This is a genomic window from Gimesia fumaroli (genome assembly GCF_007754425.1).
Lineage (GTDB): Bacteria > Planctomycetota > Planctomycetia > Planctomycetales > Planctomycetaceae > Gimesia > Gimesia fumaroli.
Genome location: NZ_CP037452.1, coordinates 358,018 through 382,261, shown reverse-complemented (window position 1 = coordinate 382,261; position 24,244 = coordinate 358,018). Strand labels below are relative to the sequence as shown.

Here is a 24,244-nt window from a genome sequence, read left to right as displayed (position 1 = left end):
AGAAAGATAGAGCAGAAGGTTATGAGCCTGCGTCTGATTCCTGAAGCAGGCTGGTGGAATCCAGGGGCAGCGTTTCCAATTTTTGATGCACACCTGAAGGCCAATAGACTGTCATACCTTGGACTATTACCCCCTCTGCAAGCCCCCAATGAATGCGTAAGTCGCTTGATGAGAGATAACTGCCCCCCCCTTTCACCTGGCGAACCTGATCGCCTGCCGAAGTATGCAGTATCAGTCGCGCACCAATCGCATCTCGGTTACTGCGCGTTCCCACCAACCGCACTGCGATCCAATGACCCGCTGTTTGGGTCTGATTTTTGAGGATCGCCGGAGGGTCGGCAAAGTTGGAAATGGCAAGATCCAGATTGCCATCATCGTTGAAGTCTACCAGAGCCAAACCACGGCCTGTATGGGTCTGACCAAAATAGGACGATTCCTCATATTCAAGCTGCGCAAAACGCCCGTGCTGATTCTCCAAATATAGCGGCTTCTGTCGGAAGGGGGAATTTTTAGAAAAATAGGCGACATGCCCATTCGCTACAACCACGTCTTCATCACCATCCAAATCAAAATCCGCACACGCGGTTCCGAAACCGACAAACAAATTTCCGATCGACGTCACTCCCGTATCGTTACTGACGTGTAGAAACTGAGCCTCTCCATCGTTGCGGTATAAGGCAAAGGCCTCTCTCTCATAGTTGGCAACCCACAAATCAGGCAAGCCATCCTGATTATAATCCATGATATCCACACCCATACTGCCATTAGGAGTTGCCCTGTCATCGACGGCGGCACCATTGATGAAACCGACTTCTTCCAGTTTTCCTTGGCCGTCGTTCAGATACAAAAAGTTTTCCACCGTATCGTTGCAGACATACACATCCAGATCGGAGTCATTATCCAGATCCGCGAGAATCACGCCCAGCCCTTTCCCACCACTTACCAGCCCCGCCTCTCTCGTCGCATCGTAAAATGTACCGTCTCCTCGATTAAAAAAGACCATATCACTCACACCTTTAAACGAATGGGGAGAGCACACATCTGGTACGCCTGGCGTCAGTTCGCATTTGGGATGATTTTGAAACGACCAGTCTGCATATTGAGTCAAGTATAAATCGAGTAGACCATCTCCATTCAGGTCTCCCCAGGTAGCACTGGATCCCCAGAAACAGTCGCGTAAACCGGCATCGAGGGAAACTTCTTCGAAAGTACCATCGCCTGAATTTTTCCAGAGAATCGAACCGCCATAGCCGGTCACAATCAGATCCTGAAAACCATCATTGTCAAAATCCCCAGCTGCACACCCATTACTGTAAAAGGTAGCCAGATCCATACCCGCTTGTTGCGTCTTGTCGAGAAAGCGAAATGTGTCTGTATGCCGCAACAGTAAAGAGGGATATCCTTTGGTACTTCCCTTTTCAAAGGTTCCACCGCCGGTATAAAACAGATCCTGCCGTCCATCACGATCGTAGTCTAAAACCGCAGTTCCTCCGCCCAGCGTTTCCAGAATCGCCAATTCTCCCGCGTCCCGTCCATTGCGATACGTGAACTCAATTTTTTGCTCAGGCCAGACATTCACAAATTCGGGACGGATACTGACTTCAGTCTGCTCGGGTTTCTTCAAATCGTTGTGCTCAGAAGACTGAGGTTGCTCAGTCACAACAGGATCACCCTGACAGCCTGTGATAAAAAAACAGAAACCAGCCACAAGAACCCGTGCGAGGCTCAGGTTCCCGTACGACCGTCGAGGGCTGAGCTCTCTCAATTTTTTGTTCGAATGGATCATCTTGATTCTCACGTGGTTTTCTATTTTTGCTCAGATGACAAGGAGGGACTGACAGGGGTTTGTTGTGTTTCAGTCGTCTTCGCCCCCTCAGGCTTACTTCCAGAGATCGGTTGTTGTTTTGCCACTTGTACATCTGCCTGCTCACGATGAGTTTTCGCCAGCCGTTGAAAGCTGTCTCCACGTGAAAGATTCTGTTCATAATATCTGGCCAGCTCGTCGTGCGCCCCCCCATGGTTGGGGTTAGAGCGAAACACACTGTTGAGCCAGACAATTCCCTGTTCTTCCGAGACATAGTTCAAGTACCGTTTGCCAATCTGGTATCGCAGTTCTGCATCATCGGGCTTCTCTCGGATTTGATCTAACAGACGTTGAATTTCTTCCAGTGCTTCATTTGTTTCTTTAATTTTCAGGCTGAGTGTCTTCGCTTCCTGCTTTCTCCCCAGGCGGCTATAAACAAGCGCCAGTGAATTTTTAATCGCCAGATCGATTGGATTGGCCTGGGCAGCAGGTTCCAGCCATTTAAGGGCTGCTGCATAATTTTTTTCGGCCAGCTCCAGGTTTCCCATTTCCAGTTGGGCGGAAGAATTCGCTGCTGATTTATGATCGCCCATCGCCTGGTATTCTTTTTGCAATTGTGTGCTCTCTTTTTTCAGGACTTCTGCCAATACTTTTTTCGCTTCTTCATTGCGATTCAATAACCTTAAGCAACGTGCCAGCCCCACTTGAGCGGGTGCCGGATATTCTGTATTCGCAATTGCCGTTTCATAATACTGCATGGCAGGTTCTGTTTTTTTGAGCGTCAATTGCACCCGCGCCAGACTATAAGCCGCAGGGGCATATTGTGGATCTTTCTTGAGCGTTTTTTGATACTCGTCGGTGGCTTCCTTCAACGCTCGACTGTGTTCGTAAATTTTTCCGCGCATAAAATTAGGAAGTGGATCCTCTGGAAAATCTGCTTCCCAGAGATCCAGAATTTGAAGTGCAGCATTGAATTGATAGTTCAACACGCAACTGTTGACATACGTCTCACAGATATCCTGAATATCGCCTTGGGGGTTGATCAGCAACTCACTCAAATGCCGTTGTAAATCAGCATTCTCACCAATCTGCGCATTGAACAACCATTGCTCCTGCTGATATTCGTCTGTCGCACCAGCGAGTTGATAATATGCTTTTAACTCTTCATAGGCTTGTTTAACATCGTGTGACTTTCTGAACGACCGCGCGCGTAAAATCCTGGTCCTGGGATTGGCATCATCCAGCGACTGCGCATACGCCAGCCATTGCAGGGCGCTCTCCGGATTTCGTGCCTGCAGATTTTTTGTGGCACGATACTGGAAAAAATCGACCCAGAGGCCTTTCCCCCAGATCGGAGAACTCAATAACACGACCAGAAAAATGATGAGCGCAACGATCCACTTTTTTCGCGCACCGGGAGTGACTTTCTGATTTGCCAGGTCGCTCGCGTTAGTTGTCAATCGAACACCAGAAATACGAAATAAGGAATAAACAGACGATCTTAATCTATTTTGATAGTTGCTGCGGAATGTAATTCTAGGAGTCTGCCCCGTACTTTTCCTGTCCAAAAGAAGAAATCAACTACAAAATTACTGATTTCTCAGGGAAGATTCAGGATTAATCATTACTACGAATTCGATTGGAATGGCGTTGGTCAAAACAGGCACCCTGAGACGGTTGTTTTTAAATAACATTAAGGGATCTTCTCACACAGGTACACCGATTACGAATCTGGTATAATGCACACTTGCGACTCAATCCTTCCTGCCATTCATTCATGAACGAACGAGCGACTTTACATGCGAACTCTGCTGCTTTTACTCAGTGTCTTTTTTGTACCGCACATCGTTTCTTCTGCTGAGATTCAACGGATCTGGTTAACTCATAAATCGAATCAGCCAGATAAAATCGTTGTTAACTGGCTGACCGATCAGCCCGGTGATTCTGTTGTGAGTTATGGCCTGACACCTGAGACCATGGAAACCAGGCGGCTGGAAGAAACGACGACACTGCATCACGTCGAAATACCTCTCACGCATCAGAATGCAACATATCACTACTCGGTAAAAACAAGACACCAGCGTTCTGATGTGAATACATTTAAAGCCTACCCGACTGACACACTGCGGGCTGCGATTGTTGCTGACTGGCAGTCAAAACCCGATTTATCCAGTCTGATTAAAGAAGATGTCCACCTGTTGTTGACCGCCGGTGATAACATCCGCAATCTCTGGCAGACTTGCGGAGCTGGAGAGCGCGCGTGTATCAAACCATACATTGAACTGATCGATACGTACCCGGAGTTATTTCAATCGACGCCCTTCATGCCGATTCTCGGAAATCATGACCGCGAGGTTCATCCGCGTGGTAAAACACGGCCCGCACACGCAGTCTATGATGTGGAAGCGACCGCATTTCGACGGTTCTTTGAACTGCCCAATGAGGAATGGAAATGGCACTTCGATCTCCCGGAGTTTGATCTCCGCTTCATAGGCCTCGACTTCAACCATATTTCGGACTTCGGCACAACGTGGCAAACCTGTCATGCGTTCGACCGGAATTCCGATCAATACCGCTGGTATGAGTCACTCACAGCCAAAGCGCCGGGAAAGGTTGTCACGCTTTACAACGAGCGGAATGCGAATATTCGCAATCAGCTTGGGGGAGGCTGGCACCAGCTGTTTCAGAGAGGGACCATCTGTGTGACCGGCTTTGGTTACTATGCCGAGCGCGCTGAATGGGAGGGACTGACTTACTACAATACATCCCTCAGTGGAACGGGCACACAGTACGCGGACCCGCACTCGCGGTTTCTGGCAGGAAAGGACGGCTATCTATTGCTGACCTGTAATCGAAGCTCAGGAATGATGACCGCTGAGTTAAAGAGCTTGAAGAATGAAGTTTTGGACCGCCAGACATTTCCCAGTTCGGCACGGGAGTCTTCGAAACCATAGACGTACACTCCACGCTCTACCTCGAAGTGGTCAGGAAGAATAGACCCGGACAGTTTTATTTCTCACTCACTAGCGATATTTCCGGTTCCAGTTCCGGAATATTGTCAGGTACGGAAAAATAGGTATCCTGCCGTGGAGCCGGTCCGCGATTCAGCTTATGCCATTGGCTGGGCTGTAACGCATGCGGAAGCATTTCACATCCGGAAGCCAAAAAAGACATACTGGGAATGATCGCTATGATGAGTACTTTTGAGAGAACTTTCATTGAGAGAATCCCGTTTCTTTTTCTAAAGTTTTGTCAGCAGGCGCGCACACAAATAAGGCGAACACGCTGCTCGTCTTTTAAAGTCGTAAAGTACAATAGTTGGAAGTTTCAACTGAGAAGTGAGAGATGAGGGTCGGATTCTAGCCAGACCGGGGTTGGCTGCCAAGACCATTTTGACCTGCAAAATCTGCCGCTCAAAGCTTCAGGCGAGTGATTTTTGGTTACGAATTTCCTGCAACTGCCGCTTCAACTGAACGATTAACTCTTTAGTGGCTACACTTTCCGGCATGAAGCGACTACTGGCATAAGCCTGATACCATTCGGAAGCACCTTGGCTTTCAATCCGCCGGGAAAACTGCATCAATGTCTCGCCGGGCATTCTTACAAGCTGATGTTTCCCCATCAGACGATCCATCTGTGCCAACAATAGGTGCAGTTCCTGAATATACAGCGGTTCCTCCCGAAATGCAGCTCGTTCCTGCAATCGTCTGCGACAGAGGCGAATAAGCCAACGAAAACCAAACCAGAGAGCCACACCACAAACCAATAATACCAAAGGGAGTTGTGCCTCTGAGAGTGCCAGGATCCACTGCCCTTGCTGCAGGGCGGTTTTCAAGCGGGAAAATTGTCCGATAAACGACTCCCAATACTGTTTGGCTGAACTGGGAGCGTAATATTCGGGTTGTCCGGCGGAGGGTGTGGACTCAACTGTAACCCAGCCCCGTTGATCATCCCAGGCCTCGACCCAGGCATGCGCATGCCTGTTACGGGCAATCCAGAATTGATCATAGTGATTTCGTTCGCGGACAACATAACCCGTGACATAACGACAGGGAACTCCAGCCAGCCTTAGCAACAGGGCTGTGCCTGATGCAAAATATTCACAATGTGCGTTTGGTTTCTCGAGCAAAAAGTAGGTCAACGGGTCTTTGCCGGGGGGAACCGAGATGCCTAATTCATATTGATAGTTGTTTGGAAAATAGGTTTGAATGCGTTCGATTTTCTGAGCAGACGTTTTGCAGCCGGCAAAAATCTTGTCTGCCAATTGTTTGATTTCGGGAGAAATGTCATACGGAAGTTGTAACAGTCGTTTTAGAGACTGCTCTGATTCCGGCCGATGGGGCAGTTGGTTACGCGGAAAAAACAGCAGATACGGATAACCGCGTTCCAATGATCGCGATGTTAACACATCCTGGCTATCGAACTGCAGGCTATCGGCAACAGCATGGACCAAAGGTGTATTCAATGGGGCAAAAATATGACCGGGCACATCAGTCCAAATTTGAAATTCAATCCAGTTGGAAGAATTCGCCTGCCCGATCTGGAACCAGGTTCCCTCTTGCAGGATATCAGTTTTGACGCCCGCGGGCGGGACGGCGATGATTGGCGCGTTGTGACTCCCGACTTCCGAATGCCATTCCGAGTTAAAAAACTGCACAAAAGCGCGACCCCGCAAGTAGCCTGGTTCATCAGTCGATTTAACACGTAAGCGAACCTGCTCGGAACCCGAATCAAACTGTTTCGTCAGACTGCCCAGTTTTGAAATGGATGAAAATCCGGCACGAGACGCGATCCCGGAAGTGCGCGGTTCAATCAGACGATAGTACAGTTGATCCAACTCACGCTCATAACGATCCAAGCCAGTCGCCGTCAGCCAGGCTAACAACCAGACCACTACAAAGACGTTTGCACGGATGACATAAACAGACCACTTTTTTTTCTGCTTTTTGCTTTCTTCCCGAACAGCATGCCCTAATTGGCAAAAGACCCCTGTCAGCATCACATAAATAAAAACAAGAATCTGATAATACAGGCCTCGTGAACTGTGAATCAGGATATCTCCGGTCAGAATGAACACAACAACGCCGAATAAAGGAAATGAAATCGGCAGAAAAGGAACAAAGTGACGATCAAACAGCTGGCGGAGTTGGACGGTCATTACAAATTGTGCAGCCGCATACGCTAAAGGCGTTCGAATTGCCATTTGATCCAGTGTGAACTCATGCTGCGAGAGCATGTATTTCACCATAAACAGCACGGCCAACATACTGGTCGTCCAAAAGACCTGACGACGTGAAAATGGAAAATGCAAAATCGGGAAATACGACAAGGCAGCCAGTATCACGATACTGGCAGAGAAAAACAGCGTTTCCGAGAGGATCCCAAAGATGGCCGCTTCCAGGCTGAGCATCGTGAATGCGATGGTACGTTGCGCATTCATAATGATTCCACCTTCCCCTTGGCGATTTTATCCGGTGTGAAGTGCCAAGCCTGACCGAACTCATCGGAATTGTAAGGTTTTGTTGTTTCTCCCTCATGAATGATAATTGTTTTCAGGCTAGATCCGGAATCCAAAACAGCCCGTGCCATTTTTTCGCGTTGTTCGTCCCAATCCAGGAAAATGCAGACTGCCGTCGAGACATTGGATAATTCTTCAAAAACCGCCGGACCGATGGTCTCGAAGGGGTCATCGGGACAACGATCAACACAGGAAAGAATTTCCAGCACATTATCAAAGTGCGCCGTGTGTCGCCCTGCCCGAAATACATATAATTCCGGGCCGGCAGCGAACAGGTCAATCAGATACTCCCCGCGGGATAAAGCATCCGCGATAGAAGCAGTCAGGCTGATCCCCGCTTCCAGCACATTCATAGATTGCCCATAATCAGTTTTGGGCTGATAACGCTGACGAAGGCTCTTTAACTTGCGGACCAGCCACGAATCGTTAGGCATATACGTATCAAGAATCAAGGCAATCCGGCAATAGTACTCTTCCTGATATTCGCGTACGACCGGCTTTCCCAATCGAGCCCACGAACGAAAATCGAGTCGGCGTGCCGGTTCACCGGGAACATATTCGCGATTCCCAACATATTCAGGAGACTCTCCTACATTGGAAGTCAATGCGATTCCACCAGGCTGAAATTTACTGCCAACCGGTAAATCGACGCTCGTCAGTTGATGAAAGGCGGGCAATACCAGCAGCGACTTCCCCGGAAGTGCGGCGCTGCCTGAACGGTTGAGATGAAAGGGAAACAGGGTATGCACACCTAATTTGGGTAGCGCGTAAAACCCTCTTTGGGGTGCATCAATGGTCACAGTCATATCGACGGATTCTCCGCGCGGCAGATAATCCAGCGTATCATCCCGGTCAGTTTGCGAGAGCGGTTTTTCCAGCCAGCGAAAGGAAACCGCCAGATCGTAAATCGGCAACCAGCCCTTGTTTGTCACGGTAAAATGCCCAACCGCCGGTTGCCCGGCTGTTGTCTGTGCGGGAAAATCTCCTCGAAGATCACAGTGGGGACGAAAAATCCAGGACACGATTCCGTCGATCAATATCAGTGCCATCAGCACGCTGAACAGATTATAGATGGGAACCGATACAGAAATCGTACCGACACCAGACAGAAAAAACGCGAACAACAGAATTTTTCCCGGATACGTCACCCGGTAGTACCAGTAATGCTTATGCATGCGCACTAGCAGCAGGCGATTCGTAAACGAATCTTTTTTTCGGATCGTGGGTGAATAAGGATCGTATTCCGAGACATGCATTACTGATTCAACACTTCTTGGTTTCTGAGTTGAAACGAGAGATTCATTTTGAGGATGTGGCCTTGTCGAGCACAGCTCCTAAAACCATAAGCCCGCATGTGCGGCTAATTGGGTACTTTCACTTTTTGGACAATATCGGAGACCACATCCATTTTGGTAATACTGCTGTATTTTGCTTTCGATGTTAAAATTAAACGGTGCGCTAAGACATAGTCAGCCATGTGCTGCACATCATCTGGCAGCACATAATTCCTGCCTTTTAAAAATGCAATCGCCTGCGCCGCACGGAACAGCATTAGCGAACCACGGGGGCTGACACCCAGTTTCAGACGAGCATCGTTCCGCGTCGCATTCACCAGATCGATCATATAGCGGGCCACGCTCTGTTCGACATGCACGGTTTTTACCTGATCCTGCATTTGCACAACCTCTTCATGGTTCAGCACCCGTTCCAAATGATCCACGGGGTGCTCGGTTGATTGCGCAAACAGGATTTCGATTTCATGATCTGTATCCGGGTAACCCAGTTGCAGATGAATCAGAAAACGGTCCAGTTGCGCTTCCGGCAAAGGATAGGTGCCATGAAAGTCAACCGGATTCTGAGTCGCCAGAACAAAGAACGGGGAAGGAAGTAAGTAACGAACTCCTTCAATGGTGGCCTGCGATTCACTCATCGCTTCCAAGAGAGCCGATTGCGTTCGAGGCGACGCACGGTTAATTTCATCCGCCAGCAGGATATTACAAAAAATGGGCCCTTCCCTAAAATGAAAGGTGCCATCCACAGGATTATAAATCGAAGAACCGAGAATATCCGTCGGCAGCAGATCGGGCGTAAACTGCACACGATTGAAAGGAACATCAAGCGAGCGTGCGAGTGCTTTGGCCAGAGTCGTTTTCCCCGTTCCGGGAACATCTTCCATCAACACAGACCCACTAGAGAGCAACGCGACGATCATCATATCGATGCTCTCCGACTTCCCCCGAATCACGCTACTGAGATTATTTCTTAACAGGCTCAGTTTTTGAGCGTATTTTTCGCTCTGTTCCGGCAAGGTTGACTGTGCCATAAAACGTCTCAATCATGGATAGGGTTTGATTGGAGAAATGCCGTTTCAAAGTGAATGATCAATAATGATTTTCGACCACAAATTACGGTGATACATTGAATTATAACAGATCACCAGAAAATGAAAGGACTGACGGCAATTATTTTCCCGCATGCATAATCAATTTTGAATTCTTTATGAAGTTATTCTCCATCTGTTAAGACAATCGTTGCCTTTAGATTTGTTCAATTCCCCCTATCAGTTCTCAGGTTGCCAGGGCTCTGGTCCGTTCGGCTTCGCACGTAAAAACTTGGCATCCGTTTCCTGATACCAACGATGCAGTTGTTGACGCATATCAGAGACGCGCTGCGTCTCTTTGGATGCCAGATCGGTCCGTTCTCCGAGATCCTGCTTCAGGTTATAGAGCTGCGCGCGACCATCTTCGAAGCGCTCAATCAGTTTCCAGTCTCCCTTGCGGATTGCACCCCCTGGGATGCCCCCCTGATTGGAGTAATGTGGATAATGCCAGTACAACGCATCTCGCTTCAACTGAGACTGCCCTGTCAATAAAGGCTTGAGACTGACGCCGTCCCGATGTTGCTCCGGCTTTGCAGGCAGTCCCGCCAGATCCAGAATCGTGGGATAAAAATCGGTCGTGATAACTGGTTCATCACACGTGCTCCCAGGTTTTGTTCCACCGGGCCAACGAACCAGAAAGACTTCGCGAATGCCTCCTTCATACAACCAACCCTTGCCCCCTCTCAAAGGCAGGTTCGAGGTCGGCGAACCTTCCGAAGTACTCAAGCCGCCGTTATCTGCGGTCAACATGACTACGGTATTGTCCGCTACGCCTGAAGCGTCCAGCTGTTTCAACACTTTGCCCACAGCCCGATCCATGGATTCCACCATCGCCGCATAGACGGCATGGTTTTGCAGGATTCTAACGCGCCGCTTTTCTTTGACGGGAAAGACCTGCTCTTCATCGGCAAATTCTTCCTGCCCGGTTAAACCCAGTCGCTTTGCTTTCGCCTGATATTTGGCAACCAGAGGCTTGGGCCCCATCAACGGAGTGTGCACCGAATAAAAGGCAAGATATGCGAAGAAGGGTTGCTCGCGATGTGCGTCGATGAATTTTGCCGTTTCTGTGGCCAGACGATCGGGCAGATGCTCTCCATCAGGTCCGTCAGTCAAACGGGGATTTCCATACGGGGAGAAATATTTTTTCCCACCATAGGGGCCGCCCCGAGTCCAACCTGCCCGGTTGATATCAAAGCCCTGGTTTTCAGGCCAGAACTCTTCGGTTGGTCCCAGATGCCACTTCCCGGCGAAAAACGTAGAGTAGCCGTGTTCTTTGAGGGCTTCCGCGATGGTGATTTCATCTAAGGGCATCTTGTCGTTCAGCGGTGCGGGCAGAAATTTGCCGGCTCGCTTCCCGGAAAAGAAGTTGGTGGCATCAACGCGCGTCGGATATTTTCCGGTCATGATGCTGTAACGTGTGGGACTGCAAACCGGATTGGCGGCATAGCCATTCGTAAAACGCATACCGGTTTTCGCCAACTGGTTGATATGTGGCGTTTCATAAAATGTGTCCGGATTATTACAACCGACATCCATGTAGCCGAGATCATCTACCAGAATGAACACAAAGTTCAACGGCCTTGACTTTTTTTCAGCAGCAAACGCCAACGAGCCCTCAAGAGCCAGCAACGTAATCGTCAACAGAATAATGGAGCGCGACATCAGCTTCATGTTGAATTACCTCAGTAGATTAGATCAACTATTTTCAATTCCGTACTGTTTCAGTTTCTTACTTAGTGTGGTCCGATGCAAGCCCAGACAACGAGCAGCCGGCGCACATTGTCCATGGAATTTTTCTAAAGCAATTTCCATTACGGGAGGCTCGACCAAAGCCAGCAGTTTCTCATAAATATCCGATGCCTGTTCCGGATCAGTCAGTTGTAGTTCAGCCCACTGCTTCAGCAATGTCGCAACTTGCGCATCGGAGCCTGCCTCGGATTCATCCATTCCCAGGAATGATTTGGAAACGGGGGACGGTAAATCCTCAGGAAGAATCGTTCCGCCCCGTGCGCGGAGCGCTGCATGCTCAATCGCATTTCGCAATTCACGTACATTGCCATACCAGGGGCGCCGTTCGAGTTCGGCAATCGCTTCGGAACTTAAACGGTGTTGCATGCCAGTCTGGAGGTCGACAAACCGTTCCAGAAAAAATTCGGCGAGCACGCGAATATCGCCGACACGTTTTCTCAAAGGAGGGATCTCGATCTGAAATGTGCACAAGCGAAAATAGAGATCGTGGCGAAATTTCCCTTGTTTGATCAATGATTCCAGATTGCGGTGCGTAGCGGCAATCACTCGAAAACTGGTTTTAACGCGCTGATTTGATCCGACCGGCAGGACTTCGCCCTCTTCAAGGGCCCTTAAGAGTTTGATCTGAATCGAAATGGGAATATCGGCGACTTCATCCAGAAATAATGTTCCCTGATCGGCCTGCTCAAGGAACCCGACCCGCGCCGATTCGGCGCCGGTGAAAGCTCCTTGCGCGTGGCCGAACAGTTCACTTTCTGCCAGATTTTCACTGAGCGAGGCAATATTCACAGCTACAAAAGGACCGGAAGCACGTTCACTGAATCGATGAATGGCCTGCGCCGCCAACTCTTTGCCCGTTCCGCTTTCTCCGGACAGCAGCACACTCGCTTCCGAGCCGGCAACCAGCGCTATCGACTTGAACACGTCTTGCATCTCCGGTGTTGAGCCGACAAGACCTTCTACCTGGCGGGTTTCGCCGGGCATGTGTTCTTCGCGCTGCGACTCATTGATGGCTTTATCCAGTACCTGCTCCATCTGGTTCAAATCGAACGGCTTGACAATATAATCGAAGGCTCCTTTACGCACAGCTTCGACTGCCGTCTGCAAATCTCCATAAGCAGTAATCACGATCACAGGCACCGGGCCAATCCGATCATAGAGCCCCTGCATGGCGGTTAAACCATCCATACCAGGCAGACGAACATCCATCACCACCACATCAGGGCGATTCTCTTCGGCCAGGCTCAATGCCTGTTCTGCGGTCGAAGCCATCATCACCTGATGGCCGTGGCTCTCACCTAGCTGGCTGAGCCCCCAGCAGATCGATTCTTCATCATCAACAATTAGTAGTTTCGACACACTCTTTCTCCACATTTACCAGAGGCAACTCAACAATGAAGCATGTTTTCTGATTCCGGCGTTCCCAGCGGATCTCACCGACATGATTCTGTACGATTTCTCTGGCGACAAACAAACCCAGACCGGTTCCATCTTTTTTGGCGGTTACCAGTGGTTCAAACATTTTATTCACAATCGAAGGCTCCGGACCTGGTCCTGTATCCTGTATTTCCAAAGTAACAGACTCCGGGCTGCTTTGAAACAGCCGGATACTGATCTGCCCGCGATCAGTTGATTCTGTTCCCTCTTCTGACTCTACAGGAACCGCTGCCTCAATGGCATTGAGTAAGAGGTTGGAGATCAATTGTTCGAGCGATTCCGCGTCTCCCTGAATCATAATTTCTTCCGCAACCGATGTATCTTTGATTTCGATCCCGAAGTGTCTGGCCGTTGGTGTGACCAGGCTGATGACTTTGGAGACGATTTCACTCAAATCGACTTGTTGAAAACTGGAAAAATGCCCCCCCTTATTCTCCAGAAAGCTCTGCAGATATTGTTCGATCATACACAACTGACGATTGGCAACCTGCAGGGTTTCGTCCTGTTGATCGACGGGGCATTTGCGAAGATGCAAATCCAACGCGATACGACATCCGGTGACGGCATTCCGCAACTGGTGCGCGATGGCCCCTCGCAGTTGCCCCAGCGTTTTCAATCGTTCGCTGCGTTTAATTTCGTCTTCGTAATCGCCTAACAATTCTGCCATCCGGTTGATGGAAATACTCAAGTCGCGAATTTCATCATCACGGGCTGGCAGAATCATGGGTTGAAAGTCCCCATGCGCGATCTGTGCGACTTTGCGATCCAGCCGCTGCAAGGGACGCGTGACGCGTGCGGCTATCACCGTCGCTAAAAAAGCGACGACTATCAATGCGATACTGCCTGCCAGGAGCGACGGATAAATGGCATTCGAAAGTGCTTCCCGGTATTCCTTGACCGGGTAATAGATATGCAAATACCGCAGTGACTGTGTGCGACCACGAGGCTGGATCTGCACAACCGAATGAAAAAAGTGCGTATCGCCGGTTTGAATCACATCGGAAATCTGCAATTCATTCCATTCAGGAGGCGTATGTGTAACCGGAGGAGGGATAAAATCAGGGCGGGTCGAAGACAGCACGTCGCCCTGCTGTTCCACGAGTACAAAATCGGCTCCGGATAAACCCTTGGTTTGATTTAAGACCGCTGCGGTAAGCGGAAACGTGGCTTCGTTCAATGTATGCGCGATTTGACGGAACTGATCCCGAATCTGCAACTTGATCTGGTTGGTTGAAAGATAAGCGTGTAACAACGTCACGCTGACAATCGCGCAAACCATGATGCCGACCATCGGAATCAGAATCTGGTACCTCAACGGCCAGCGCATCAACGGAGTGCCTTCTTTTACTGAAACAAAAACTGTTTACGAATCCTGTGACGTGCCTCCTGCTAACCCTGAACCAGTGCTCTTCTTCCGCATGCCAATTCGCCACAGTTTCTTCCCTGATGCTTCTTATTTTATGATAAACCAGGAGGAGAAAATACATTGAACCTGCCAGAACAACTAGAATTCTCTTGTGGAGCTAATAAACAGGACCTGTTTTAACGCAATCTAATCACCCAGCCTGTCGTGTATTTCGGCGCCGCTGTCTGTTTTTCTGACACTGCTTTGTAGATTTCAACGAGTCAGAACCCGGGCAACGAATTCTAACTCGTTATAAACCGAACCAACGGCTCAGTAAATGACGGAACCCCTTGAAAACAGGGACTTTGGTACACCTTTTGCACTTATTGCAGGATACATTATCCAATCACGAACCAAAAAGCGACCTCTACAGGAACAACTGAGATGCGTAATAAACGTGGATTTACCCTCATTGAATTACTCGTGGTGATCGCCATCATCGCGATTTTAATCGCCTTGCTGCTGCCCGCAGTGCAACAGGCACGTGAAGCAGCCCGCAGAACACAATGTAAAAATCATCTGAAACAACTGGGACTGGCTGTGCACAATTATGTCAGCAGCTATCGCTATCTCCCCCCAGGTGCGAGTGTGGATCTTTCCGTATCTACATCTGGTAGCAACGGCTCGTGGGGCGTGCATGGGCGCATCCTTCCATTACTGGAGCAGGGTAATCTGTATAACAATGTCGATCTTTCGATCGCCTGGGATTTTCAAACTGCCATTGATGGTTTGAAAATCCCCGTTTATGCCTGCCCCAGCGATCCTAAAAGTGATCAGGTTCGCGATCCCGGCGGCGGAAAAGTAAAGTTATACCCTACCAATTACGGATTTAACTATGGAACTTGGTTTGTCTTTGACCCCGCCAATGGTAGTGGAGGCAATGGTGCCATTTACCCGAATGCCAGTTTGACGATGGCAGCATTCACCGATGGCACCAGCAACACACTTCTGGCTTCTGAGGTTAAAGGCTGGCAACCTTATACCCGCAACGCTGGTCCTCCCAGCACGACAATTCCCAATACGGCATCCGCGGCAGCTACGATGGCGGCATCAGGTACCAGCCTGAAAGTGAATCCAGCAACCGGGCATACTGAATGGCCCGACGGCCGTGTCCATCACACTGGTTTCACCGTCACTATGAACCCCAATACCTACGTGCCCTTCACCGATTCTGGGACAGAATATGACGTCGACTACAATTCCTGGCAGGAAGGAAGAAATGGCAACGCCGGCTCACCAACGTATGCGATCATCACGTCGCGAAGTCATCACATCGGCGTCGTCAACGCGGTTCTGGTCGATGGCTCGGTGCGAACGATCAGCGAGAATATTTCACTGGATATCTGGCGGGCTTTAGGAACGCGTGCGAACGGAGAGGTACTTGGCGAATTCTGATTTAGCTGCTTCGCACGTTCAATGAAATGGAAACTGAAAGAGTTGATCTGAGATCAGATCAACTCTTTTTTGTTGCGCTCGAAGTAGTTGAGAGAATTGAATTGTATTCATTCCTGCTGAGTGAAAATGGGATCAATTCCTAAAAGTATAGGAAATATCACGATCTCACCTTTCAAAAACAACTTCAAAAATCTACAACAATGAGACAGGCAAACAAACCACCTCTCTGTTTTGGGGATATTGCTAACACGAACAAGGATTAGCACAATGAGTTATCAACCGCGTGTTATCGCTTTTGCAGGAAGTACCCGAGAGAATTCATATAATAAGCGTCTCGTCGCAATTGCGGCTAAAGGAGCCCGAGAAGCAGGGGCCGACGTAACGGTGATTGACCTGCGCGATTATCCCATGCCCTTGTTTGATGAAGATCTGGAAGCGAGGGAGGGTAAAAACGAACACGCCCGCAAATTCAAAAAACTGCTGGTGGGCTGTGACGGAATTCTGATCGCCTCTCCTGAATACAATGGTTCTCTGTCCGCAGTATTGAAAAATTCGATTGACTGGGCTACCCGCGCTGATGAAGGTGATCCCCCTGGTTCCCTGCCTGCCTTTCGTGGCAAAGTGGTTTCCATCATGAGTGCTTCCCCCGGTGGACTGGGAGGCCTGAGAGGGCTCGTTCATCTAAGAGCCATTCTGGGAGGATTGGGCTGTATTATGCTGCCGGCACAGACCGCTATCTCCAGCGCACACGAAGCATTCGACGCAGCCGGTAATTTGAAAGATGAAAAACAACAGCAGCAAATTCTGGATCAGGGCCGGGATCTCTCCAGCTTTATTGCACAGCTGAACAAAATGGACTTTTGAAGCATCTGAGTTGAAGAATCTTTAACTTGAATTCGTACAGTCAACTTTCTTTTTCCTGATTGCTGTAGTTAAGATGAAGGGAACTCTCCTTTTCTTCCTACTTGCGAGTTGACTACAGGAATCAACATGACTTTCAAAAAACTCCTTCGAATGCCGATCATTGCGTCACTTCTTGTCTGTGGAGCTCAGTTTCAGACTGCCTCGGCAGCAGATCAACCACTCACTCCCTCCTCTGTAGATGAAAAAGACAAAACACAATGGTTTGATATCAAAAATATAGGTGTAGAAGGAAAAGGCTGGGCTGACACAGAAGCCTTTTTTGATCGTCTGCCTGCGAAAGCCAAAGGCGTCGTTCGTCCGCCTGTCTGGTCACTCAGCAAACATTCCGCCGGCATGGCAGTCCGCTTTGTCACCGATGCCACCACAATCAAAGCCAAGTGGAAACTGACCTCAGCTTCTCTGGCATTGCCGCACATGGCGGGTACCGGTGTAAGTGGCGTGGACCTGTATGTGAAAACCGATACCGAGAAATGGTGCTGGCTGGCGGTTGGCAAACCGACCAGACAGGAAAACATCCTCACTCTGATCTCGGATTTGATTCCAGGAACACGCGAATATTTTTTGTATCTTCCACTCTATAATGGTGTCACATCGGTGGAAATTGGTATTCCCGAATCCAGCCAACTCTGGAAAGCACCGCCTCGTGAATCGGGCAAAAATAAACCGCTGGTCTTCTGGGGAACGTCGATCACACAAGGGGGCTGTGCGTCTCGCCCTGGTATGGTACATACCGCAATTCTGGGACGCCGGCTGAATCGCCCGGTGATCAACCTCGGGTTTTCCGGCAATGGTCGCATGGAACCGGAAGTCGCCAAACTGGTTGCCGAACTGGATGCGAGCGTATTCATTATGGATTGCCTGCCTAACGTGAAAGCCGACGTTGTTGCCAAAGAGACCGAGCCGCTGGTCAAAACACTGCGAGCCGCCCACCCGGAAACGCCGATTCTACTTGTAGAAGACCGCACCTATTCGAACGCGTATCTTAAAAAGAGCAGCCAGAAACGACACCGTACCAGTCGTCAGGCACTCCGCGAAGCGTACGAGCGTCTGAAAAAAGAGGGTGTTAAAAACCTGTATTATCTGGAAGGCGATGGATTACTGGGCGAGGATACCGAAGGCACGGTCGATAGTTCGCATCCCACCGACCTGGGATTTTTCCGACAGGCGGATGCCTTCGAGAAGGTGCTCAAGCCGATCCTTGAGCAACAATCGAACTAATGTGGATTCGACTCTGGTTCTTCCTGTTTCTTGCTGTGCCTCTGTCGTGCGAGAAACAGGAACCGCTGTCTCAACCAAGCACAGCACTCTCTTCGGACGCGCGCTTTGAGGAATTTCACGCCGAGATTCAAAATTTTTGCGGCAGCTGTCACCTCTGTCCGGAACCAGGTATCCTCACGAAAGAATCGTGGCGGATGCAGATTCCGCGTGAGTATGCCCACTATGAACAGTCTCAGCACAAGCAGCTCCGCGTGCCACCGATGCCTGAAGTGATTCAATACTTCGAATCACAGGCGCCTGAAAAGCATGTGCTTCCTCAACAGACCGCGAACCCCCTGCCCGGCCCGGTCACGTTTCGAAGACAGAAAATTCCAAATCCGGCAACCGACCAACTTCCCGGCGTTTCCAACTTGAACTGGACACCGGATAAAAAAGGAACCGGAGAATTATTGATCACCGACCTGGGATCGGGCGAGATCGGACGCATCCTGTTTACAGCAGGTAAACCTGCGTTTCAATCGCTGGCCAAACGAAACCACCCGGCACATATTGAACGTGTCGACCTGAATCAGGATCAGCACGACGATTATGTCATCGCTGATCTGGGTAGTTTCGGTCCCGAGGATCATGACCGGGGGAAAGTCACACTGCTGATGTTCGATGAAGAGACACAGAAATATATACCACAACAGCTGCAGGAAAGACTGGGGCGTGTCGCCGATGCCAAAGCGGCAGACTTTGACGGGGACGGCGATCTCGATCTCATTGTTGCGGAATTTGGCTGGCAAAAGACGGGCCGACTGCTCTATCTGAAAAATGACTCTCCGTCCAAGATAAATCTCAAGTTCGAAAAACAAGTGCTCGACGATCGGCATGGCGCCAGCCACGTCGTGATCACCGATTTCAATCGCGATGGTCTGCTCGATTTTGTCACACTGTTCTCACAGGAACATGAAATCATCATCGCGTTTTTGAATCAGGGTGACGGCCGGTTTAAAAAAGAGACCGTGTATCAGGCCTCCGATCCCGCCTATGGTTCATCCAGCATTTCGCTGGTGGACATTGACCAGGATGGCGACCTCGATTTGCTGTATACCAACGGCGATACAATGGATAGCTTTGACCTTCGCCCCAGTCATTCGCTGCAATGGCTGGAAAACAGGGGCACATTCCCCTTTCATCACCACCGGATCGCCCCCTTAACGGGCGCCTATTGCGCCACGCACGGTGACTTCGATGGTGACGGCGATATCGATCTCGCTGCCTGCACAATGACCTGGGATTATCAGGAGCCGCGAAATACGGTCGTCTGGTATGAACAACAAAAACCGGGCGAGTTTATTCCGCATCCGCTCGATTATTCGAAGGGACAACATGCGGTCATTGAAGCAGGGGACTTTGATGCAGATGGCGACCTGGATCTGGCAGTCGGAAATTTTGAACCACGCGAGACCAATCAGTCAGCGCCTGCAGAATGGTTTTCCATCTGGTGGAACGACGGGCCTGGCAATTGATCTTTTTTTGCTACCACGAAATTCACGAAACCACACGAAAGTCTGGTTTGCCGGGAACGGACTGGATTATTTCTGGGGCTTCAGCAAATCGCTGATCTTTTTTTCGGGATCGACTGAGAAGACCGTTTTGGCATGCGGATCAGCGACGAGAATATTTTTTCCCGAGAGAGCAATACCAACCGGGTTTTTGAATGGTTCTCCTGAGATCCATTTTTCTGTTTTTCCGTCGGGCGTGACTTTCCAGAGTGCTTTTTCGTAGCCGTCGCTGACAACCGCGGTCCCATCTTGGAGGACAACGACGTCATGAGGAAAGTTAAAGGGACGACCTTTGACGACGACGGATACTTTCCCGTCAGGAGTCACTTTCAACAGTTGATCTGCGGTCCCTGAAACAACCCAGAGGTTCTCTGCCTGATCCAGTGCCAGGCCGCGGGGTGCGCTGACTTCGGCAAATAGAGTTGGCTTGCCGCCGGCAGCAGGGACTTTCCAGATTCGATGTAATTCGAGATCGGAAACCAGCAGATCCCCATTTTTCGTGACAACGACATCCATGGGGATCCCGATCCCCCCGTTGGTTAAAGGTGTCGGCTTCTCGCCTGCCTTTTCAAAACGGTAAACTTCCCGTGTCGAAGAATCACCGGCGATCACCCGCCCCTGGGGGGCGACTGTGACACAGCGGACCGCGTTCAACGGTGTGCGAAAGACTTTGGAACCAGTGAAAAAACTGGTGGCTTTCCCGTTCTCCACGCTCCAGATTCCCGGCAATTTCCGATCCGCCACATAGACGGGGCCTTTCTCGGTGACAGCCACAGACAGGGGATACAACATCTCGGCTGCCTGAGCGACGTTGGACATGCAGAGAGCGAGAAACAGTAGAATCACGGAAACGCGACAAAATAATAATGGCATCGTGTAGAGCACCTGACTGAATAAATGAAAAGTTCAACGCTATTTTATCGAAAGTGCCGGGCAAATGCACTCTTGAAATGCCACTCAGGGTTTCAGCAGATGATTCCAGAAGCGGGCATTGTTCTGTTTGCGCGTATGATACTGCTCCCGATCCTGTTGCAGCAGCTTATCATCTGGATACCCCTGTGTTGGATAGGGATAGCCCTGCATCTCGCGAAATGGCAGCGGCTCGACCGACTGTCCCAGAATGGTATGCAGGTTGGCATCCTTATCCCAGCCAACATTGTGCAAAATAAAATCACGTTTCCAACCTGGCTCGACTGGTCCTGCAGGCACCGTAAATCGAAGTCGCATCTCATCCCCCGATCCCATAATCACCAGTCGATTGTCGGCGGATTCGACCAAAGGCTTCACATCTCCGTATCGCGTAAAACCTCCCTGCATGGGCGGCCATTGAATACTGGTGGACAGACTCTGATAGTCATAGCGTTCCGGACCATTCCCGGGATGAATGATAGGCGTAGAAAACCCGCGATAGTTCAAAGTCGCAGATTCCAGCGGCAACCCTCGCGTAGTAAATTTCGCTGCGGTTTCATCCACCGTGAAAAAGACCTGATCCCAGTAGAATTCCATATTCGTATCAATGCGCACGCGGTAATCGTTTGTCAGAAACTGATTGGTCAAATCGACAACAATGGTTTTCGTCTTCCCGCCGGGGAATCCCATGAAGGGCTGGATCGTTTTCCATTCTCCCTTTTCATCGGGCACCGATAACGAGGGAGGTCGCGGCGAAGGCATCGACGGATTTTCTGATAACGCCAAATTGATGCCTGTGTCCGTCGGATAAATCCAACCAGTTAGAAACAATTTGATTCGCGGCGGCGTTTTTGTATTTTTGACAGCCACACTGTTCAGGTCCAACTCCAGAGTATGATCCTCGGTCAGTCCCTGTCGATATTTTTCATCGAATGTTTTCGCATAGATATCATCAGCGTCTTTAATTTCGGGCAGCACATCGCGACCTTTGTGATTGATGGCAGCTACTGGCGTCTGTGGGCGCTTAACAGTATGTGTATCTACCTCTGCAATATCAGGAGGCCCCACTTTTTCATTAGAATAGATTTCCACTTCTGCGGGATGGTCGACGGCGATCAATTCGACCATATCGAAGTAGCCAGCTTCCCAAAGTTCTTCGGTAATCCGTAACTCATAGAAGCCGTCTTTGGCTTTCAAGCGGTCTCCGTCGATTTTAAGAAATTCCCAGTCCCGATGCGGAGCGACAATCCCTTTGCCAAACTGCAGTCCAATCGGCGCCGCCCAGAGTAAATCGGTGTAAAACGAAAACTGTTCGCCGTCCCAGGTGTAAAGATAAGGACAGGAACCCATCAGTGTCTGTTTCTCATAGATTCGCTGATCGGTTTTGGCATTGATGATGTTCACCGGAATGCCGTTGGTCCATAAGACGCGGATCGCTTCAGCAACCGTTTGTTTGCCAAGCCCGAAATGCGTCGATTGACCGGCGACGATCTGCGGTTGATAAATGGCGCCGCTACGCAGTTCCAAGAGGCTGCCTATCCCATAATGATTCACACGACCGCTGGCCGACTTGACTTCGCCTTTGACCTGCTCGGCACGGAGTGAGACATCGATCCAATGATTATCATTGCCCTTATTCTGCCATTGAATCAGTTCGTTGCCCGCGAGCGCAATCACATCGAGACTGCCATCCTGATTCAGATCAGACAGACGAAATTTTTGAATCGCTTTAGAGTTGGTGATGACCTGATCTTTCTCATACGCGGTCTGCTCGGTTTTGTGATCTGTTGTTCCCAATAATAATTGCAGCTGAAGCGAATTCAATGCCACCACATCCAGCATCCCATCATTATTCAAATCTCCCGTTTGCAAAACATGTCCCTGCACATCGACAGGCTCTGCCCCTCGAATAGGCTGAACGGAGGTAATTTGCACACTGCCCGGTTCAGGACGCCGGGTTTCCGCCAGCATCAAATCTTTTTGTCGTACGCCGATCAGATCCCAGGAACCATTGCGGTCAAAGTCCGTCAAGGCGCACTCTTCAAACTGATTGGCCGTGGGACGATCATCCGATTCGACATTGGAAAATCGTCGCCAGCGAAAGCGGCCGTGACGCAGGTTTTCCAGATAGCCAGCCTGTCTGGATTTGCGGCTGCACAAAATCAAATCGAGATCGACATCGCGATCCCAGTCGACGCAGACGATCGAAGTTGCCTCAAAATCAGATGGCGGCAATTGAGAATTGGCACTGATGTCGTGAAACGAAAAACCGCCTCGATTCGACCAGAGCGACAGACCAGAGTTTGTTGAAGCGACCAGATCGAGGTCGCCGTCATGATCCAGATCTGAAAATTTGATCGCCAGAACAGCGGCGAGGGTCTCTAATGTTGTTTTCTGTTCTTTCAGAACCAATGATCGCTGTCCGGTTTTAGCATCTCCCCAATTTTCAAATACTTTGATGCCTGATTTTCCAGAGAGTACGAGATCGAGGTCGGCGTCGCGAGAGGGGGCAATGGGAAAGACCTTCTGTTCCTTTTTTTCTTTCGTCGCAGACTGATTTAGCTGTTGTACATCCGCATCGAGATCGACCGCATGAACTTCGGAATAATCGCCGGCACTCTCTTGCTGTGTGATCAACCCCCAGACCCCGTCGGCATTCCGTTTGAAGACAGAAACTTCTTTAGACGTGAGAAGTATCAAATCGGGCTTGCCATCCAGGTCGAAGTCGGCAATCTGCAGATCTTTGATTTCAGAGGGTACCTCGCCTGCAAATTTTAGTGGGCTGGCATCTGCAAATTTTACGGAGAGTGGTTTCTGTTGCGCAGGCCACTCGACGGCTTCATAGAACGCAGGTGGAAAATCATGGATCACAAATTCGAGTGGATTCTGCTCGACACGACGGCGATCACTTTTCACCAGATCTTCGGCGATCAAGACATTTCTCAAAATGCGTGCGTTGCGGAGTACGACATTCCATTGCTGCTCTTTAATCGCCGTGAGAGAGTCATCAATCAGTTTGTTCAAATCGAGCCGCGTATGATCTTTGACACTGTCTACTAAGGGAGCCGCCAACTGTTTGATTTTTTCGAAGACGGGAGCCGCCTGTGCTGTTTTCTGATCGGACACGACCTGCAAATAATCGAGTGAGAGAAACAGATTCCCCGGCTGGAGCTCCCAGGATTTTGCCAGTGATTCTTTGGAGGCTGCTTGCAGCGTCGGATCAGTACTCTGCTTTTGCGCCTGTGACAATTCAAACCAGATCGATGCGTCTTGAGGGTCTTTTTTGATTGCACGTTGGAATTCTTTTAGTGCCGACTCTGTTTCGCCGAGTGCGAGATGAATACGGGCAGACAGAACATAGCTGATGGCAGAATCAGGGGCAATCTGAATCAACTGTTTTACCGTCTCGACCGCCTGTTTCGCTGCCTTCTCACCGTCCGGATGAGCGGATACTTTCTTGGGTGCGAGTTGCAGTAAACGACAGATGGTAAGATCCCGAAAGCCGATTTCCTGTGTGGGCAACTCTTCCGTCAAACGTTCAAGCAATGCATCGCTGTCGGCGTAACGTTCGTTTTCGAGATAGGCGATGCCTTCATTTTTAAAACGCAGCAGTTCTTCTGCTTTTTTGTAGGAAATTGGTTCCAGCACATCCGGTCCATCCTGTTGTTGAGGTGGCGCTTTCACGGTTAAAAAGAGTGCCAACGAACCCAGGAACAGAACCACGGCTGCAATGATCAGATAATGAGAGGGCCGGGAAGACATGAATGAGACCTTTTGATGGAAATCCTTTGTGAAAAACTCCTGTGCTCCAAGGATACACTTCTGTTATCTGAATACCAGTCAATCTCATACCAGTTTGGAGCCTCACACTATGATGCCGTCCCCAACAAGTCACAAATCAGGGCTGGCTTGTTGACTCGGGTTAAGTACAGTCATAAAATCGGGCACAACATTT

At 49.7% G+C, this 24,244-nt stretch carries 16 protein-coding genes; 5 read left to right on the top strand and 11 right to left on the bottom strand.

Features of this window, described 5'->3' with window-relative positions; genetic code table 11:
- Window positions 1–19: 19 nt before the first annotated feature.
- Together Enr17x_RS01440 and Enr17x_RS01435 are read right to left on the bottom strand one after the other, a co-directional pair.
- Complete coding sequence (locus Enr17x_RS01440; protein WP_198000906.1) at window positions 20–1,660, bottom strand: CRTAC1 family protein; 1,641 nt, start codon at window positions 1,658–1,660, stop codon at window positions 20–22.
- A 146-nt stretch (window positions 1,661–1,806) separates the two neighbouring features.
- Window positions 1,807–3,264, bottom strand: coding sequence for a tetratricopeptide repeat protein (locus Enr17x_RS01435; RefSeq protein ID WP_145305475.1), 1,458 nt, complete (start codon window positions 3,262–3,264; stop codon window positions 1,807–1,809).
- A gap of 339 nt (window positions 3,265–3,603) precedes the next feature.
- Here Enr17x_RS01435 and Enr17x_RS01430 point away from each other — a divergent pair, with 339 nt between their 5' ends.
- Complete coding sequence (locus tag Enr17x_RS01430; RefSeq protein ID WP_145305474.1) at window positions 3,604–4,758, top strand: metallophosphoesterase; 1,155 nt, start codon at window positions 3,604–3,606, stop codon at window positions 4,756–4,758.
- A gap of 55 nt (window positions 4,759–4,813) precedes the next feature.
- On the opposite strand, the gene Enr17x_RS01425 is transcribed toward Enr17x_RS01430, so the two are convergent.
- The 7 genes from Enr17x_RS01425 to Enr17x_RS01395 all read right to left on the bottom strand — a co-directional run bounded on the left by Enr17x_RS01425 (window position 4,814) and on the right by Enr17x_RS01395 (window position 14,215).
- The gene (locus tag Enr17x_RS01425; protein ID WP_145305473.1) at window positions 4,814–5,023 is read right to left on the bottom strand and encodes a hypothetical protein; all 210 of its coding nucleotides are present in this window, start codon (window positions 5,021–5,023) and stop codon (window positions 4,814–4,816) included.
- Window positions 5,024–5,225: 202 nt separating this feature from the next.
- Entirely contained in the window at window positions 5,226–7,244 is a 2,019-nt protein-coding gene (locus Enr17x_RS01420) for a transglutaminase-like domain-containing protein (protein WP_145305472.1), read from the bottom strand.
- Window positions 7,241–8,578 carry a DUF58 domain-containing protein gene (locus tag Enr17x_RS01415; RefSeq protein ID WP_145305471.1) on the bottom strand — a complete coding sequence of 446 codons (1,338 nt, stop codon included), beginning with the start codon at window positions 8,576–8,578 and terminating at the stop codon, window positions 7,241–7,243. Before Enr17x_RS01415 ends, Enr17x_RS01420 begins: the two co-directional genes overlap by 4 nt.
- A gap of 104 nt (window positions 8,579–8,682) precedes the next feature.
- A complete protein-coding gene (locus tag Enr17x_RS01410) occupies window positions 8,683–9,645 on the bottom strand; it encodes an AAA family ATPase (protein ID WP_145305470.1) in 963 nt (320 codons plus the stop codon).
- 237 nt (window positions 9,646–9,882) lie between these two features.
- Window positions 9,883–11,364 carry a sulfatase gene (locus tag Enr17x_RS01405; RefSeq protein ID WP_390622560.1) on the bottom strand — a complete coding sequence of 494 codons (1,482 nt, stop codon included), beginning with the start codon at window positions 11,362–11,364 and terminating at the stop codon, window positions 9,883–9,885.
- Window positions 11,365–11,397: 33 nt separating this feature from the next.
- Window positions 11,398–12,810 carry a sigma-54-dependent transcriptional regulator gene (locus tag Enr17x_RS01400; RefSeq protein ID WP_145305468.1) on the bottom strand — a complete coding sequence of 471 codons (1,413 nt, stop codon included), beginning with the start codon at window positions 12,808–12,810 and terminating at the stop codon, window positions 11,398–11,400.
- Entirely contained in the window at window positions 12,788–14,215 is a 1,428-nt protein-coding gene (locus tag Enr17x_RS01395; RefSeq protein WP_145305467.1) for a sensor histidine kinase, read from the bottom strand. Before Enr17x_RS01395 ends, Enr17x_RS01400 begins: the two co-directional genes overlap by 23 nt.
- A gap of 462 nt (window positions 14,216–14,677) precedes the next feature.
- Here Enr17x_RS01395 and Enr17x_RS01390 point away from each other — a divergent pair, with 462 nt between their 5' ends.
- The 4 genes from Enr17x_RS01390 to Enr17x_RS01375 all read left to right on the top strand — a co-directional run bounded on the left by Enr17x_RS01390 (window position 14,678) and on the right by Enr17x_RS01375 (window position 19,344).
- Window positions 14,678–15,688 (top strand): DUF1559 domain-containing protein, encoded by a 1,011-nt coding sequence (locus Enr17x_RS01390; protein WP_145305466.1) that lies wholly within the window; start codon window positions 14,678–14,680, stop codon window positions 15,686–15,688.
- A 267-nt stretch (window positions 15,689–15,955) separates the two neighbouring features.
- Window positions 15,956–16,552, top strand: coding sequence for an NADPH-dependent FMN reductase (locus Enr17x_RS01385; RefSeq protein ID WP_145305465.1), 597 nt, complete (start codon window positions 15,956–15,958; stop codon window positions 16,550–16,552).
- A 126-nt stretch (window positions 16,553–16,678) separates the two neighbouring features.
- Window positions 16,679–17,830, top strand: coding sequence for an SGNH/GDSL hydrolase family protein (locus Enr17x_RS01380; protein WP_145305464.1), 1,152 nt, complete (start codon window positions 16,679–16,681; stop codon window positions 17,828–17,830).
- Window positions 17,830–19,344, top strand: a complete 1,515-nt coding sequence (locus tag Enr17x_RS01375; protein WP_145305463.1) for an FG-GAP-like repeat-containing protein — start codon at window positions 17,830–17,832, stop codon at window positions 19,342–19,344. The genes Enr17x_RS01380 and Enr17x_RS01375 overlap by 1 nt, the downstream gene beginning before the upstream one ends.
- Window positions 19,345–19,410: 66 nt before the next feature.
- Here the strand turns inward: Enr17x_RS01375 and Enr17x_RS01370 are convergent, their stop codons facing one another.
- Together Enr17x_RS01370 and Enr17x_RS01365 are read right to left on the bottom strand one after the other, a co-directional pair.
- On the bottom strand, window positions 19,411–20,253 hold the full coding sequence (locus Enr17x_RS01370; protein WP_145305462.1) for an NHL repeat-containing protein: 843 nt from the start codon (window positions 20,251–20,253) through the stop codon (window positions 19,411–19,413).
- 84 nt (window positions 20,254–20,337) lie between these two features.
- Complete coding sequence (locus tag Enr17x_RS01365; RefSeq protein ID WP_145305461.1) at window positions 20,338–24,051, bottom strand: CRTAC1 family protein; 3,714 nt, start codon at window positions 24,049–24,051, stop codon at window positions 20,338–20,340.
- Between the last annotated feature and the right edge of the window lie 193 nt (window positions 24,052–24,244).

What these genes read in the sequence shown, in the direction of transcription:
- Enr17x_RS01365 (WP_145305461.1), bottom strand. Translation starts at nt 24,051, where the DNA reads ATGTCTTCCCGGCCCTCTCATTATCTGATCATTGCAGCCGTGGTTCTG.
- Enr17x_RS01380 (WP_145305464.1), top strand. Translation starts at nt 16,679, where the DNA reads ATGACTTTCAAAAAACTCCTTCGAATGCCGATCATTGCGTCACTTCTT.
- Enr17x_RS01385 (WP_145305465.1), top strand. Translation starts at nt 15,956, where the DNA reads ATGAGTTATCAACCGCGTGTTATCGCTTTTGCAGGAAGTACCCGAGAG.
- Enr17x_RS01390 (WP_145305466.1), top strand. Translation starts at nt 14,678, where the DNA reads ATGCGTAATAAACGTGGATTTACCCTCATTGAATTACTCGTGGTGATC.
- Enr17x_RS01405 (WP_390622560.1), bottom strand. Translation starts at nt 11,364, where the DNA reads ATGTCGCGCTCCATTATTCTGTTGACGATTACGTTGCTGGCTCTTGAG.
- Enr17x_RS01420 (WP_145305472.1), bottom strand. Translation starts at nt 7,244, where the DNA reads ATGAATGCGCAACGTACCATCGCATTCACGATGCTCAGCCTGGAAGCG.
- Enr17x_RS01425 (WP_145305473.1), bottom strand. Translation starts at nt 5,023, where the DNA reads ATGAAAGTTCTCTCAAAAGTACTCATCATAGCGATCATTCCCAGTATG.
- Enr17x_RS01375 (WP_145305463.1), top strand. Translation starts at nt 17,830, where the DNA reads ATGTGGATTCGACTCTGGTTCTTCCTGTTTCTTGCTGTGCCTCTGTCG.
- Enr17x_RS01430 (WP_145305474.1), top strand. Translation starts at nt 3,604, where the DNA reads ATGCGAACTCTGCTGCTTTTACTCAGTGTCTTTTTTGTACCGCACATC.
- Enr17x_RS01410 (WP_145305470.1), bottom strand. Translation starts at nt 9,645, where the DNA reads ATGGCACAGTCAACCTTGCCGGAACAGAGCGAAAAATACGCTCAAAAA.
- Enr17x_RS01415 (WP_145305471.1), bottom strand. Translation starts at nt 8,578, where the DNA reads ATGCATGTCTCGGAATACGATCCTTATTCACCCACGATCCGAAAAAAA.
- Enr17x_RS01395 (WP_145305467.1), bottom strand. Translation starts at nt 14,215, where the DNA reads ATGCGCTGGCCGTTGAGGTACCAGATTCTGATTCCGATGGTCGGCATC.
- Enr17x_RS01370 (WP_145305462.1), bottom strand. Translation starts at nt 20,253, where the DNA reads ATGCCATTATTATTTTGTCGCGTTTCCGTGATTCTACTGTTTCTCGCT.